The sequence below is a fragment of the Pseudoflavonifractor sp. An44 genome (assembly GCF_002161675.1).
In the GTDB taxonomy this organism is placed as follows: domain Bacteria; phylum Bacillota; class Clostridia; order Oscillospirales; family Oscillospiraceae; genus Enterenecus; species Enterenecus faecium.
In genome coordinates this window covers 1-13,865 of sequence record NZ_NFIH01000008.1, presented here as the reverse complement: position 1 = coordinate 13,865, position 13,865 = coordinate 1, and the positions used below count along the sequence as shown (strand labels likewise).

The 13,865-nt window shown below is 60.1% G+C and carries 13 protein-coding genes, 2 pseudogenes and 1 riboswitch; of the genes and pseudogenes, 4 read left to right on the top strand and 11 right to left on the bottom strand.

Annotated elements, in window-relative coordinates:
• Positions 1 to 8: 8 nt before the first annotated feature.
• The 3 genes from B5F98_RS05215 to B5F98_RS05205 all read right to left on the bottom strand — a co-directional run bounded on the left by B5F98_RS05215 (position 9) and on the right by B5F98_RS05205 (position 2,612).
• A complete protein-coding gene (locus B5F98_RS05215) occupies positions 9 to 680 on the bottom strand; it encodes an amino acid ABC transporter permease (protein WP_087370103.1) in 672 nt (223 codons plus the stop codon).
• A 301-nt stretch (positions 681 to 981) separates the two neighbouring features.
• Entirely contained in the window at positions 982 to 1,782 is an 801-nt protein-coding gene (locus tag B5F98_RS05210) for a transporter substrate-binding domain-containing protein (protein ID WP_087370101.1), read from the bottom strand.
• 152 nt (positions 1,783 to 1,934) lie between these two features.
• Positions 1,935 to 2,612: a TIGR00266 family protein gene (locus tag B5F98_RS05205; protein WP_087370099.1), complete on the bottom strand. Its 678-nt coding sequence runs from the start codon at positions 2,610 to 2,612 to the stop codon at positions 1,935 to 1,937.
• Positions 2,613 to 2,718: 106 nt separating this feature from the next.
• Positions 2,719 to 2,791, top strand: a riboswitch (Fluoride riboswitch).
• Positions 2,792 to 2,844: 53 nt separating this feature from the next.
• Between B5F98_RS05205 and B5F98_RS05200 the strand changes: the two genes are divergently transcribed.
• From B5F98_RS05200 to B5F98_RS05185, 3 genes and pseudogenes are all read left to right on the top strand, one after another.
• The gene (locus B5F98_RS05200; protein ID WP_087370097.1) at positions 2,845 to 4,053 is read left to right on the top strand and encodes a cation:proton antiporter; all 1,209 of its coding nucleotides are present in this window, start codon (positions 2,845 to 2,847) and stop codon (positions 4,051 to 4,053) included.
• Between the two features lie 21 nt (positions 4,054 to 4,074).
• Positions 4,075 to 4,743, top strand: a complete 669-nt coding sequence (gene tsaA, locus B5F98_RS05195) for a tRNA (N6-threonylcarbamoyladenosine(37)-N6)-methyltransferase TrmO (RefSeq protein WP_087370095.1) — start codon at positions 4,075 to 4,077, stop codon at positions 4,741 to 4,743.
• Positions 4,744 to 5,018: 275 nt separating this feature from the next.
• Positions 5,019 to 5,258 (top strand): annotated as a pseudogene (locus tag B5F98_RS05185) (ABC transporter permease); the annotation flags it as partial.
• 268 nt (positions 5,259 to 5,526) lie between these two features.
• Here the strand turns inward: B5F98_RS05185 and B5F98_RS05180 are convergent.
• From B5F98_RS05180 to B5F98_RS05170, 3 genes are all read right to left on the bottom strand, one after another.
• Complete coding sequence (locus B5F98_RS05180; protein ID WP_087233111.1) at positions 5,527 to 5,835, bottom strand: helix-turn-helix transcriptional regulator; 309 nt, start codon at positions 5,833 to 5,835, stop codon at positions 5,527 to 5,529.
• A gap of 38 nt (positions 5,836 to 5,873) precedes the next feature.
• Positions 5,874 to 6,212 (bottom strand): helix-turn-helix transcriptional regulator, encoded by a 339-nt coding sequence (locus tag B5F98_RS05175; RefSeq protein ID WP_087233108.1) that lies wholly within the window; start codon positions 6,210 to 6,212, stop codon positions 5,874 to 5,876.
• Positions 6,213 to 6,371: 159 nt separating this feature from the next.
• On the bottom strand, positions 6,372 to 6,680 hold the full coding sequence (locus B5F98_RS05170; protein ID WP_087370091.1) for a helix-turn-helix transcriptional regulator: 309 nt from the start codon (positions 6,678 to 6,680) through the stop codon (positions 6,372 to 6,374).
• A gap of 137 nt (positions 6,681 to 6,817) precedes the next feature.
• Here B5F98_RS05170 and B5F98_RS05165 point away from each other — a divergent pair, with 137 nt between their 5' ends.
• The gene (locus B5F98_RS05165; RefSeq protein WP_087370089.1) at positions 6,818 to 7,297 is read left to right on the top strand and encodes an SLOG family protein; all 480 of its coding nucleotides are present in this window, start codon (positions 6,818 to 6,820) and stop codon (positions 7,295 to 7,297) included.
• A 35-nt stretch (positions 7,298 to 7,332) separates the two neighbouring features.
• Here B5F98_RS05165 and B5F98_RS05160 read toward each other — a convergent pair whose 3' ends face one another.
• The 5 genes and pseudogenes from B5F98_RS05160 to B5F98_RS13095 form a co-directional block, all read right to left on the bottom strand.
• Positions 7,333 to 8,727: a YfcC family protein gene (locus B5F98_RS05160; RefSeq protein ID WP_087370087.1), complete on the bottom strand. Its 1,395-nt coding sequence runs from the start codon at positions 8,725 to 8,727 to the stop codon at positions 7,333 to 7,335.
• 810 nt (positions 8,728 to 9,537) lie between these two features.
• Positions 9,538 to 10,485: a carbamate kinase gene (gene arcC / locus B5F98_RS05155; protein WP_087370085.1), complete on the bottom strand. Its 948-nt coding sequence runs from the start codon at positions 10,483 to 10,485 to the stop codon at positions 9,538 to 9,540.
• Positions 10,482 to 11,474, bottom strand: coding sequence for an ornithine carbamoyltransferase (gene argF / locus B5F98_RS05150; RefSeq protein WP_087370083.1), 993 nt, complete (start codon positions 11,472 to 11,474; stop codon positions 10,482 to 10,484). Before argF ends, arcC begins: the two co-directional genes overlap by 4 nt.
• 26 nt (positions 11,475 to 11,500) lie before the next feature.
• Positions 11,501 to 12,721: an arginine deiminase gene (gene arcA, locus B5F98_RS05145; RefSeq protein WP_087370082.1), complete on the bottom strand. Its 1,221-nt coding sequence runs from the start codon at positions 12,719 to 12,721 to the stop codon at positions 11,501 to 11,503.
• 132 nt (positions 12,722 to 12,853) lie between these two features.
• Positions 12,854 to 13,865: pseudogene (locus B5F98_RS13095) on the bottom strand (hypothetical protein); the annotation flags it as partial.

The following is a 13,865-nucleotide window of genomic DNA, read 5'->3' as shown; positions in this document are numbered from 1 at the left end:
CCGCCTTTTCAGGAGAAATAGTCCAGCTTCTTCTCCAGCCGCCCCAGCAGCAGGGTGAGCAGGCCGTTGAAGACCAGGTAGTATACGCCGGTGAAGAACAGGGGCCACAGCAGGCCACGGTAGCCGTGGGAGCTTTTCAGGAAGGCCTCGCCTGCCCACAACAGCTCTTGCAGGGAGATGACGCCTGCCAGAGCGGTGTCCTTTAACAGGGTGATGACCTCGTTGGACATGGGGGGCACGATGCGCTTGATCATTTGCAGCAGGGTGACGTGGAAGAAAATCTGGCCCCTGGTCATGCCCAGCACCTGCCCCGCCTCCTGCTGCCCCTTGGGGACGCCCTGAATGCCGCCTCGGTAGATCTCCGAGAAGTAACAGGCGTAGTTGAGAATGAAGGTGACACTGGCGGCGATAAACCGTCCGGAATCGCCAGCGGGCCAGGGGTTTTCGAAACCAGGAATCATGCCCGGGACATAGAAGATGACGAACAGCTGGAGCATCAGCGGGGTGCCCCGGATGACCCACACCAGCGCCCGGGAGAGCCATCGCAGGAGGAAAAAGCGGTTCATGGACCCCCAGCAGATGACCAGACCCAGGGGAAGCGCCCCTAATAGGGTGACGAAAAAAAGTTTGAGCGTCTGGACAAAGCCCTCGTTCAGCGCTCCAATGACGGTTGCAAACATGTCAATACCACCTTAATGCGTCTCAAAAATGCTTGCATTTTTGAGAGAAAGTGCAGCCCGCTGCATGCACCCTTGGGTCAAAGGGCGACCCAAGGCCACACTGGCGGGCTCCAGAAGTGTTTTTTCCGATGCGCATGTCCCCGGAAAAAACAGATTTCAATTTATTTTCCCGCCCCTCGGCGGGAAAACTCTGCCGAGGGCTTATGATCCTGCAAAATAATCTGAATATCTTACATGGAATTTGCTTTTTCATGATCTGACCGAAGGCAGAGCATCCGCTCTGCCTTCGGTTGCGCCTGTGTTATGGCTGCTCCACCAATTTCTCGGCAATGCCGTACTTCTCCGCCACCTTCTGCATGGTGCCGTCGGCGTACTTCTCGGCGAAGAACTCGTTGAGTTTTTCCGCCAGGTCGGAGCCCTTGCGGAAGCCCACGCCGTACTGCTCGTCGGCCAGAGACACGGTGTAGGTGAGATTTTCATAGCTGGTGCCCTCGCCGGTGGACGCCACGGCCATGAGGTAGTCGATGATGGCCGCATCCGAGGTGCCGGAGGCCACCTCCAGCAGAGTGTTGGCCTGACTCTTAGCGGGGGTGTAGTTGAGGGAATAGGCATCGGCTTGCTCCATGCCTGCCGACCCGCTTTCCACGGAGAAGCTCAGGTCCTTGATGCTGTCCACGGTCTGATATTTGTCCGCCTGGTCGGCCTTGACCACCACCACCTGGGCGTTGTTGAAGTAGGGGTTGGAGCACTCCATGGCCTCCTTCACGTCCTCGGTGAGGGTCATGCCGTTCCAAGCCACGTCAATGGTCTTGCCGTCCAGTTCCATGATCTTGCTGTCCCAGTCGATGAGCTGGAACTCCACGTCCACCCCCAGGCTCTCGGCAAAGAGGGTGGCCATGTCGGCGTCGAAGCCCACCCAGTTGCCATTCTCGTCCTGGTAGTCCATGGGCTCAAACTCGGTGATGCCCACCACCAGGGTGCCCTTGTCCTGGACATAGGCCAGATCGCTGGTGGGTTCGGTGTTTTTCGCGTCTTTTCCGCTGCAAGCGGCCAGGCTCAGCCCCATGGCCAGGGCCAGCGCCAGAGAAATCATCTTTTTCATATCCTCATATCCTCCTCATTGGGTCCCTCCTGTGGGTGGAGGAGCCAGTGACGGTATTTTAGCACAGTAACGAGATAATGTAAAGAGGTAAAAAAGAAAAGTTGTCCCCGGCGGAAGGACAGTTCCGCCGGGGACGCACAGATGTACACAAATTAACCGTTGCCGGTGGGGATGAAGGGGCGGATGGCCATGGCCACATTGGAGATGGGCATGGTCTGGAGCCACACCTTGCCGGGGCCGGTGAGCAGGGTATTGAAGAGACCCTCACCGCCCAGGAACTTGTTTTTTAGCCCGGGCACCTGCTGGATGTCCATGGTGACGGTGGGGGAGAAGCCGGCCACGTTGCCGGTGTCCACCACGATCTGCTGCCCCGGTGCCAGGTCGTACTCGATGAGCTCGCCGTCAATTTCCGCAAAGGCCACGCCACGCCCGGACAGGCGCTGCATGATAAAGCCCTCGCCGCCGAAGAAGCCTGCCCCCAGCTTGCGGCTGAAGTGGATGGACAGGTCCACCGTGGACTCGGCAGCCAAAAAGGCGTTTTTCTGCAAGATCATCTCCTGGCCGGGCCCGATGTTCAGGGGCATGATCTTGCCGGGGAAGCTGGAGCCAAAGGCGATCATGCCCTGGCCCCGGGCGGTGTAGATGTTCTGGAACATGCTCTCTCCTGAGAAGGCCCGGGAAAACATCTTGCCCAGACCGCCCCCGGAGGTCTCCATGGCCATGTTGGGGCTCATCCACACCATGGAGCCCCGCTCGGTGATCATTTGCTCCCGGTCCTGCAAGTGGCAGATGACCACGGGAAATGCGCCGCCGGTAATTTCGTATCTCATAGAAACCCTCCCTTTTTGTATCTAGGATATTATTATCATACCTGTGGGACAAGGAGGCTGTCAAGGGCAGAAAAAGTCCTTTACAAACCCAGATAAGTGGGCTATAATCTCCTGTGGGAATGAAGTTCTCCCACGGGCAACCGAAACCGCTGTGTTCAGCTGATGACTTCTGTGATTTATTTTGGTCACAGGGGGCATTGGCTTTTTTTGTGGCCACAAGGAGGAAACCAACATGTTAACATCCCTGGCACTCATATTCCTGGTGGGCCTATCCATGGCGGCCATCGTCCAGCAGCTCAAGCTGCCCCGCATCATCGGTATGCTCATCACCGGCATTGTGGTGGGCCCCTATGTGCTCAATTGGCTGGACCCGTCCATTCTGTCCATCTCGGCGGAGCTTCGCCAGATGGCCCTCATCATCATCCTGCTGAAAGCGGGCCTGGCCCTCAACCTGTCCGACCTGAAAAAGGTGGGCCGTCCGGCGGTGATGATGTCCTTTGTCCCCGCCAGCTTTGAGATTTTGGGCTACGTGCTGGTGGCCCCCCACCTGCTGGGGGTCAACATCATGGAGGCCGCCGTCATGGGCGCCGTGCTGGGGGCGGTGTCCCCGGCGGTGGTGGTGCCCCGGATGGTGCAGCTGATGGAGACGGGGTACGGCACCCAAAAGGGCATCCCCCAGATGATTCTGGCCGGAGCCTCCTGTGATGATATCTTTGTCATCGTCCTCTTTACCACCTTTACCGGCATGGCCCAGGGCGGCAACCCCCAGCTCATGGACTTTGTCAACATCCCCGTGTCCATCGTCCTGGGTGTGGCCCTGGGCGCTGTGGTGGGGTGGCTTTTAAGCCGCTTTTTCGAGACCGCCTATGCCCACCAGCACTGTGTGCGCAACAGCACCAAGGTCATCATCGTCCTGGGCGTGTCCTTCACCCTGATGGCAGTGGAGACCTGGCTGGAGGGCATCGTGTCGGTCTCCGGTCTGCTGGCCGTGGTGAGCATGGCCTGCGTGCTGAAAATCAAGAGCCCTGCCTTTGTCTCCAAGCGCCTGTCTGAGAAGTTCGGCAAGCTGTGGATTGCCGCCGAGGTCATCCTCTTCGTGTTGGTGGGCGCCGCTGTGGATATCCGCTACACCATGAGCGCCGGAGGGGCCGCCGTGCTCATGATTCTGTGCGCCCTGGTGTTCCGGGCCGTGGGTGTGTGCCTGTGTGTGGCGGGCACCAAGCTCACCCGCAAGGAGCGCCTGTTCTGCGTCATCGCCTATCTGCCCAAGGCCACGGTGCAGGCCGCCATTGGCTCGGTGCCCCTGGCCATGGGCCTGCCCTGCGGACAGATTGTGCTGTCTGTGGCGGTGCTGGGCATCCTCATCACCGCACCCCTGGGGGCCATCGGTATGGACGCCACCTACCGGAAGCTGTTGACCCGGGAGAACTTGGAAGAATAAGAGTACAAACGAGGTGTTTTCATGGAACCCATCGCCCACATTCATACGGATTTCACCAGTAAATTCGGGGTCCCCCGCCAGGCGGGGCTGGTGCGTGAACTCCGGGCCACCATTGTCTTTGCCCCGGAGTATCGCAACCCGGAGGCGCTGCGGGGCTTAGACGGCTTCTCTCACCTGTGGCTCATCTGGGAGTTCTCCCAGTGTGTGGGCAAGCCCTGGTCTCCCACGGTGCGCCCGCCCCGGCTGGGGGGCAACGCCCGTATGGGGGTGTTTGCCACCCGGTCCCCCTTCCGGCCCAACCCCATCGGCCTGTCCTGCGTGGAGCTGGTGGGGGTGGAGGAGCACACGCCCCAGGGCCCGGTGATTTACGTGGCGGGGGCGGACCTCATGGACGGCACCCCCATCTATGACATCAAGCCCTATGTGCCCTATGCCGACTGCCACCCGGAGGCGGTGGGGGGCTTTGCTCAGGACGCCCCGGAGCAAAAGCTGAAGGTGGACATTCCACCCCATCTGCTCTGCCTCATCCCTGAGGGGAAGCGGGAGGCCCTGGCCGGAGTGCTGGCCCAGGACCCCCGGCCCCCCTACCAGCGGGACAGCCAGCGGGTATACGGCTTCGGCTTTGGCGGGCTGGAGGTGCACTTCACCGTGGACGACGGCGTAGCTCGCATCGTGGACATCCACGGGTGAGGGGGACGCTGGTATGGACATGATACGCACCACGGAAGCCCTAACATTCCAGGACTTCCTCCGCTACCCGGCCCTTCGGGTGGAGGAGGGGGAGTTTGCCTTTGTCACCGGGCGCAGCGGGGCGGGGAAGAGCACCTATCTGCGGCTGCTCAATGGGTCCATTCCCGCCGACCCGGGCTGTATGTTCTACCGGGGCATCCCCCTGGAGGAGTACCAGATCTTGCCCTATCGCCGCCAGGTGCTGCTGGTGCCCCAGGCGGTGTACCTTTGTCCGTCAGGCCCTGGAGACCGCCATACTGCCCACCCTCAACTCCATGGTGGGTATGGGCATTGTCTCCCTGCCCGGGATGATGACCGGACAGATTCTGGCGGGCACCCTGCCCATGACCTCCATCCTCTATCAGATCGCCATTATGATCGCCATCTGTACCGCTGTCACCTGTGCCTGTTTTGGCACGCTGTACTTCGGCAGCAAGACGCTGTACGACAAGAAGCGGCAAATCATTCAACTATAAAAGAGCTAAAACACCCAGAGTATACCGTTTCTTCGGTGTGCTCTGGGTGTTTTTGAACTAGCTAGCTAAGATTAGCAAAATATTTTTGCAAAATCAAGAGAATTAAGCAAAGTGATTTAGCTTAATTTTAAATTAAGCTAAATATTTTGTAGATTTATGAGAAATAAACAAACTAACTTTGCATTTATAATTTGTGGATCGGGGACAAGACACAAAGCGGGGATAAAAATAGACGATACAGAATGGAAGCTGTATCGTCTATTTTTGATTACTTTTGTAAGCCTTTCGCCAGGGCAATGAGGAGGTCAAGCTGTTCGCCTGATAGCCCTTTTGCGATGGCGTATAGCTCAGAGGCTTTGGTGGGATTTTGCGTCTCCGTATCGAATAGCTCCTTGGGGGTAATGCCCAAGTAGTCACAGATATTAAAAATTCCGGTGAGAGAAGGCATGGATTTTCCCGTTTCAATGTTATTGATGTAGCCGGGATTTTGCCCCATGGATAGGCTCATATCACGAGCGGAAACGCCTTTGTCTGTTCGGAGTTTGGCCAAACGCAGGGAAAATTCTTGTTCCGTCATGCAATCATCACCATGCCCACGAAAATGGGAGCAGCAACTCAGTTCGAATGAAAGAGAAGCAAGCACTCATCAATGATATTTTCGATGTGTTGAAGCTGAGATGGCGTAAGCTTTTCTAGTTTGCGGGAGAGCAACAGGAGGTCTTTGTCAATTACGTCCCCTGTGAGCAGGTAATCCGCACTGACACCCAGGGCAGAGGAGATTTTTAAAAGATTTTCCGGCCTCATGGCCCGTTTGCCTGCCTCTGCATAGGACACAAACTGAGTGGTCATATCGCCCTTTTCTGCCAGGGCTTCTTGTGTCAGACCCAGCTGCTTGCGGCGCTCTGTGATGCGATGACCGATTTCTTTCAAACACAAATCGTTGTCAGACACCATCTCACCTCCTTCTCATATTGTTAAATTATATCAACAAGATGAAAAATTATAAGCGCAAGTTGTTGACTTAAATCCACAATGCGATATAATAGAACAAGTAAAAACCCATTTGTGAGGCGGGGGTGTTTCCGCTCACAAATGGGGTGATACGAGAAGGAGTTATCTCTGTAAGCCTTTTGCCAGGGCAATGAGGTGGTCTAGTTGCTCAGGCTCCAAGGTTTTGGCCACTTCCAAGAGCTCCGAGGCTTTGGAGGGGGCGGTGGCCTGGGTGTCAAAGAAGTCCCTGGGGGAAATTCCAAGATAGTCGCAGATATAGAAAAATGCCGCCATAGATGGCAGATTCACACCGTTTTCGATGTTATTGATGTATCCGGCACTTTGTCCGATGGAAAGACTCATATCTCTGGCAGACACCCCTTTTTGTACCCGAAGTTGGGTCAGCCGTTTGATAAATTCCTCTTTCTCCACAGTCCCCACCACCTTTTGTATGATTGTACTATATGGTATAGGAAAAATTATATAGTTCAATCATTGATTTGCGCCCGTGTAACTACTATAACTAGATAAACAATAATTAATATATAATTAGAATAGATGTGAGAGATATGAGAGAACAGACCGCTTGTTTTACCGGACACCGTACCATCCCGCCCCAGCAGCTGGAGGACTTGGCCCAGCGGCTGCGGGCAGCGGTGGAGGATGCCATTGGCCGGGGATATCGCTACTTTGGGGCAGGGGGTGCCTTGGGCTTCGACACCCTGGCGGCCCAGACGGTGCTGGAATTGAAAAAAGACCACCCCCACATCCGCCTCATTTTGGTGCTGCCCTGTCGGTCTCAGGCAGAGCGGTGGAGCAGGGAGCAGCAGCAGACCTATGAGGCCATCAAGGCCCAGGCGGACAAGGTGGTGTACACGTCTCGAGGGTACCACCGGGGATGTATGCATGTGCGCAACCGCCATCTGGTGGACCACAGCAGTCTGTGCATCAGCTACCTTACCCAGCCCACGGGCGGGACCGCGTACACGGTGGACTATGCCATAGCCCAGAGGCTGGAGGTGGTGAATCTGGGGGACACACCACGATAAAAAGCACACGCTGATGGATTCAGCGTGTGCTTTTTCTATGCCAGAGCCCCCAGAGCCAAGAACATGAGGGACAGCACCAGCAGGATGGCCAACAGCTTCCAGATGAACTTTAAAAACGCCCCATAGGGCACATGGCCCAGGGCCAGGGCCCCCATCACCACCGCACTGGTGGGGGTGATGAGATTGATAAGCCCCGAGGCGGTCTGAAAGGCGGTGATAACCACCTCCCGCCCCACCCCCGCAAAGTCCGCCAGAGGGGCCATAATGGGCATGGACAGGGTGGCCAGCCCCGAGGAGGAGGGGATGAGGAAGGACAGAGGCAGGTACAAAAGGAAGGTGAGCAGGGTAAAGCTCACCGCCCCCGCCCCTCGCAGGGCCTGTTCCCCCCAGTAGAGCACTGTGGCGGTGATTTGGCCCCCATTCATGATGACGGTGATACCCCGGGAAATGCCGATGATAAAGGCCACTCCCAGCAGGTCCGCGGCTCCGTGAATGAAAGCTCCCACCGTCTCCTCCTCCCCCAGTCCGCAGCACACCCCCACCAGGATGGAGGCGGCCAGGAACAGGGCGGAGAGCTGGGGGAACCACCAGCCCAGGGTGGGAAGGGGCAGCCCCATGTCGTCAAAGGGAATGACGGCGTAGATCATCACCAGGAAGGTGAGGGCGAAGAGGGCCAGGGCCAGAGACTGCACCCAGGTCAGCTTGGCCCCGTCCGAACCCTGGGCGGCAAAGCGGGCGGTGTAATCCGCCCGACGGCTGGCCATGAGGGAGGTCTCCGGGTGGGCTTTGACCCGGGCGGCGTAGCGCATCACAAAATAGATGGACGCCGCCAGCATCACCACCAGCATGATGACCCGCAGCAACATCCCGGTGCCCAGGGACACCCCGGCAAAGCCTGCGGCGATGCCGGTGGCGAAGGGGTTGACGGTGGAGGCCAGAGTGCCCACCCCAGCCCCCACCAAAATTACCGCCACAGCGGTGATGGGGTCATACCCGGCGGAGACCAGAATGGGCAGCACCAGAGGGTAAAAGGCGATGGTCTCTTCCGCCATGCCGAAGGTGGTGCCCCCCAGGGCGAACACCAGCATCAAAATGGGGATGAGCAGGGTCTCTTTACCCCGGAGCTTGACCACCAGGGCGGAGATACCCCGGTCAATGGCCCCGGTTTTGCCCACCACCCCCAGAAACCCGCCCACCATGAGGATAAAGGCGGCGATGTCGATGGCCTCGTACAGCCCTTCCAGAGGGGCGGTGAACACCGAGGTGATGGGCTGGCCCTGTTGGGGAATCTGCTCATAGGTGCCCGACACCGGCTCCCCCTCCGCTCCCGTCTGGTAGCGTCCGGCGGGGATGACCCAGGTGAGAATGGTCATCACCAGCAGCAGGGAGAGGAGAATGGTGTAGGCGGTGGGCATGCGAAAGGATTTCATAGTGTACCTCCTTACGGAGAAATGAATACAGGCTTGCCAGCCTGGTGGGGACGCTCCCCGCTGGGGGTGACTTTTGTTCGGGCAAAAGTCACCAAAACCCGCCCAGGGCGTTCCCCCCTAGGTACCCCCCTGGGGTACTGGGCTGAAACTGCGTCAGGTCTAGGCTCGGCCCGTCACCCTTGCTGTGGTTCCTGGCACTGCCATGATACCAGGCTACTCTGGGCAACTGGCCCTATAGCTGGGTGCGTTCCATATCCGGGCCTACCCTGGCCAAGCGGCGTTCCCGCCGCCGGGGGTTTTGCTGCACCATCCTGTTGCGCTGCGGTAAGGGCCGTGGCTTGCCCGGCCCGTTGGTTCCCTTGTATTGCCCTGGGGGATTCGGGAGGGGCAAGCCCCTCCCCTACACCCAACAACGCAAGAAATTCGGCAATGTTCAGGGGCTTTTTGCGCCCGGCCCCCGGCAACTGGGAACAGTTGCATACCAGGGAAAGGCCCTGAGGGTAGAAGATTGTACCAGCAGAGGAGTAGATACAATCCATAGACTGAAAAGCTATCTATGTGACATGAACTGGGCCAAGGGCCGAACAGAGAAGAACGCAGGCGCACCCCCCGTACCGCGGGGTGGATTCCACAAGGCGGGGGAAGGCCCCGCCTTTGGCGATTCTTTCCCCGATTTCTCATCGGGGAGAAATCGGGCCCAGCGGAGCGTCCCCGGCGGGGACGGTGGTTTTCACCACAGAAATCGGAGAAGAACAGGCCCTCTCGGTCAGCTTTTGGGCAGATGACCCCTTCATGCAAGGGGGCCATTTGTCAGGCCGTCACCCGGGTGCCGCACTTGCCCGCCAGGGCCTCCAGCCCCCGGTCCAGGCTGGTGATGATGGCGGTCCGGCCCCGGGCGGAGCGGGCAAACTGAATGGCCGCCTTCACCTTGGGCAGCATGGAGCCCTCCCCAAAGTGTCCCTGGTGGGCGTACTGCTCCAGGGTCTCCGCCTTCACCTCGCCCAGGTCCTCCTGCTGAGGGGTGCCGAAGTGGAGGGCCACAGCGGGCACCTCGGTGAGAATCATCAGCACGTCCGCCTCCATCTCAATGCCCAGACGGCAGGCGGCCAAATCCTTGTCGATGACGGCGGCCACCCCTTCCAGGTGTCCGTCCGCCCCCTCCACCACCGGCACGCCCCCGCCGCCGCAGGCGATGGTGATGGTGGTGTTCCACAGAGTTTTCATGGTGCCGATCTCCACAATGCGCTGCGGGCTTGGAGAGGGCACCACCCGGCGGTACCCTCGCTGGCCGTCTTGGCGCATGTGATAGCCCCGCTCCCGGGTGAGGGTGTCCGCCTGGGCCTGGGTGTAAAAGGGCCCGATGGGCTTGGTGGGATGGGAAAAGGCGGGGTCCTGGGGGTCCACCACCACCTGAGTCACCACCGTCACCACAGGGATGTTCTTACCCTGGGCCCGCAGGGCGGCGGTGAGGGTCTGCTGGATGTGGTAGCCGATATACCCCTGGCTCATGGCCCCGCACACGTCAAAGGGCATGGGGGGCGTCACGTCACGGGCGGTCTCGCTGGCCAGGAGGATGCGCCCCACCTGGGGGCCGTTTCCGTGGACGATGGCCAACTCATACCCGGACACCGACAGCTGGGACAGCTGCTGGGCGGTGCGCTGGAGCACCTGGTGTTGAGACTGGGCGGTGGGGGGGAGCTGCTTGTCCTCCAGGGCGTTGCCCCCCAGGGCCACCACCACTTTGGTGGCCCCCCTCATAGGGTTGCCACCAGAATGGCACGGATGGCGTGCATCCGGTTCTCCGCCTCGTCAAACACCACCGAGTGACGGGAGCGGAACACCTCATCGGTGACCTCCCGGATGTCCACCCCCTTGTCCATCCACTCCTTGGCCAGCTTGGTGTCGAAGTTGTGGAAGGAGGGCAGGCAGTGCATGAAGATGACCTCGGGATTCCCCGTGGCGGCCAGCATGGTGTGGTCGATGCGGTAGGGGGTGAGCAGCTTGGCCCGCTGAGGAATCAGCTCCTCCTCGCCCATGGAGGCCCAGATGTCCGAGTAGAGTACGTCTGCCCCCTTCAAAGCGTTGGGGTCGCAGGTCAGGGTGATGTTGGCCCCGGAAATGGCCCCCTCCTGCTTGCAGGCCTCCAAAATGGTCTTGTCCGCCCCGTCAATGAGCTCCTGGGGCCCGTAGCCCACAAAGTCCACCCCCATCTTGCAGCAGCCAAACATCCAGGCATAGCACATGTTGTTGCGCACGTCCCCCACGAACACCACTTTGCAGTCCTTGAGGGGCTTGCTCAAGTGCTCCTCCATGGTCATCATGTCCGCGATGATCTGGGTGGGATGGTCCAGGTCGGTGAGGCCGTTGTATACCGGCACCCCGGAGTATTTGGCCAGGGTCTCCACGTTGGCCTGGTCGTAGCCCCGGTACTCGATGCCGTCAAAAAAGCGGCCCAGCACCTTGGCGGTGTCCTCCATGGACTCCTTTTTGCCCATCTGGGAGGAGCCGGGGTCCAGGTAGGTCACCCGGCCCCCCTCCTCGGCCATGGCCACCTCGAAGGAGCAGCGGGTGCGGGTGGAGGTCTTTTCAAAGAGCAGCACGATGTGCTTGCCTTTGAGGGCCTCCCCGTGGAGTCCCATCTGCCGCTTGGCCTTTAGGGAATGGCCCAGGTCCAACAGGTAGCGGATCTCCTGGGCGGAGAGGTCCATGAGGGTGAGGAAGGATTTGCCTTTTAGATTGACTGCCATGGTTGTGATCTCCTTTGCAACATAGATTAGATGGAACCCCGTACCAGGGGCATGGTCATACACCGGGGGCCGCCCCGGCCCCGGGACAGCTCGCTGCTGGGAATGGTGAGCACCTCAATGCCCGCCTCCTCCATGACCCGGTTTGTGACATGGTTGCGGGAGTAGGCCACCACCCGGCCGGGGGCCAGACAGAAGGTGTTGGAGCCGTCGTTCCACTGCTCCCGGGCGGCGTCGATCACCGAGCCGCCGCCGCACTTGAGGAGGGTGACGGAGTCCAGGTTCAAATGCTCTTTCAGGATGTTTTCCAGGCTGTCCTCCTCCTCGGTGATGGTCAGGTGGGCCCCCTCCTCCAGCTCCAGCACGAACAGGCGCAGGTGGGAGGAGATGCCCGGGTGCATGGTGAATTTGTCCCGGTCCACCATGGTAAACACGGTATCCAGGTGCATGAAGGCCCGGTTTTTGGGGATGTCAAAGGCCAGCACCTTGGTAAAGCCCACCTGGGGGGACAAAAGCCGTTTGGCCAGCTGCTCAATGGCCCAGGGCTGGGTGCGCTGGGAGATGCCGATGGCCACCACCTGGGGGGAGAGCACCAGAATGTCGCCCCCCTCCATGGAGGCGGGGGCGGCCCGGTCGTAGTACACCGGGGTGCCCTTGTACTGGGGGTGGTAGGCGAAGATATACTGGGCGAAGAGGGTCTCCCGCCGCCGGGTGACGGTGTGCATTCGGTGGATGGTTACCCCGTTGCCCATGGCGGCGAAGGGGTCCCGGGTAAAGTACAGGTTGGGGATGGGGTCCAGGACAAAGGGATAGTCGTCTTCCAGGTAGTCGGTGAGGTTTTTCCGCCCGTAGCCCCGCACCTGGGCCTTGCGCAGCCCCGCCATCATGGCCGAGACCATGTTGTGGGTGGACATGGACAGAAAGTGGTCGGCGATCATGGCGGTGCGCTTGGTGCCCCGCACCCCCGCCTCGGCGATATACGCCCGGACAAACTGCTCCTTCACCGCTCCGTCGGTGAGGGACTCGCTGACCAGGTCGGTGAGGTACACCACCTCCACGCCGTTGTCCCGCAGCAGCCCACAGAAGGCGTCGTGCTCCTCCTGGGCGATTTTCAGGTAGGGGATGTCGTCGAAGAGCAGGCGCTCCAGATACTCCGGCATCAGGTTTTCCAGCTCGCCCCCGGGGCGGTGGAGCAGCACCCGCTTCAAGGGGCCAATTTCGCTTTTGATGTCAATGGCCGGCTGACCCATGCAATCACTCCTTTGGGTTTCACTTGCATGGATAGGGTTTCCCATGGGAGAAAAAGTATGCAAAAAAATCCTGTGGCCCTCTTTTGAGGGCCACAGGAAATGATCAGGGGAATATGGGGAGATGCGGAACGATTAGCGGCGGCGGCGACGGACAGCCACTGCGCCGACTCCAGCCAGGGCCAGCACGCACACCGCCAGGATACCCACATACACAGTCAGGTGGCTGTGGTCGCCGGTGGACGGGACAGTGCTGCCGGCCTGGGGCTGGGTGCTGGGCTGGGTGCTGGGCTGGGTGCTGGGCTGGGTGCTAGGCTGGGTGCTAGGCTGGGTGCTGGGCTGGGTGCTGGGCTCAGTGCCAGGCTCAGTGCCAGTGGCGGGAATGGTCTCCGTGGCACCCAGGGCGCCGCACACGGTGCATTCCTGGTGACGGCTGCCTGCCTGGGTGGCAGTGGGCTCCTGGTCCACCACCCACTCATAGGAGTGGCCAGTGGCGGGGATGGTCTGGACATCGGTGACGGCATCGCACTGAGAGCAGTGGACGGACTTGCTGCCGTCCTGAGTGCAGGTGGGAGCCTGATCCACGGTGTAATCATCCTCCCAGGCGTGACCGGTGGCGGGAATCACCTCGTCCCGGGTCTCGCCGCAGACGGTGCAGGTGTAGCGCATGGTGCCGTTTTCCGTGCAAGTGGCGGGGGTGAGGACAGTGCCCTGGTCCCAGGCGTGACCGGTGGCGGGAATCACCTCGTCCCGGGTCTCGCCGCAGACGGTGCAGGTGTAGCGCATGGTGCCGTTTTCCGTGCAGGTGGCAGGGGTGAGGACAGTGCCCTGGTCCCAGGTGTGACCAGTGGCGGGAATCACCTCATCCCGGGTCTCGCCGCAGACGGTGCAGGTGTAGCGCATGGTGCCGTTTTCTGTGCAGGTGGCGGGGGTGAGGACAGTGCCCTGGTCCCAGGTGTGGCCAGTGGCGGGAATCACCTCATCCCGGGTCTCGCCGCAGACGGTGCAGGTGTAGCGCATGGTGCCGTTTTCCGTGCAGGTGGCGGGGGTGAAGACGGTGCCCTGGTCCCAGGTGTGGCCGGTGGCGGGGATGGTCTGGACATCGGTGACGGCATCGCACCGGGAGCAGTGGATGGACTTGCTGCCG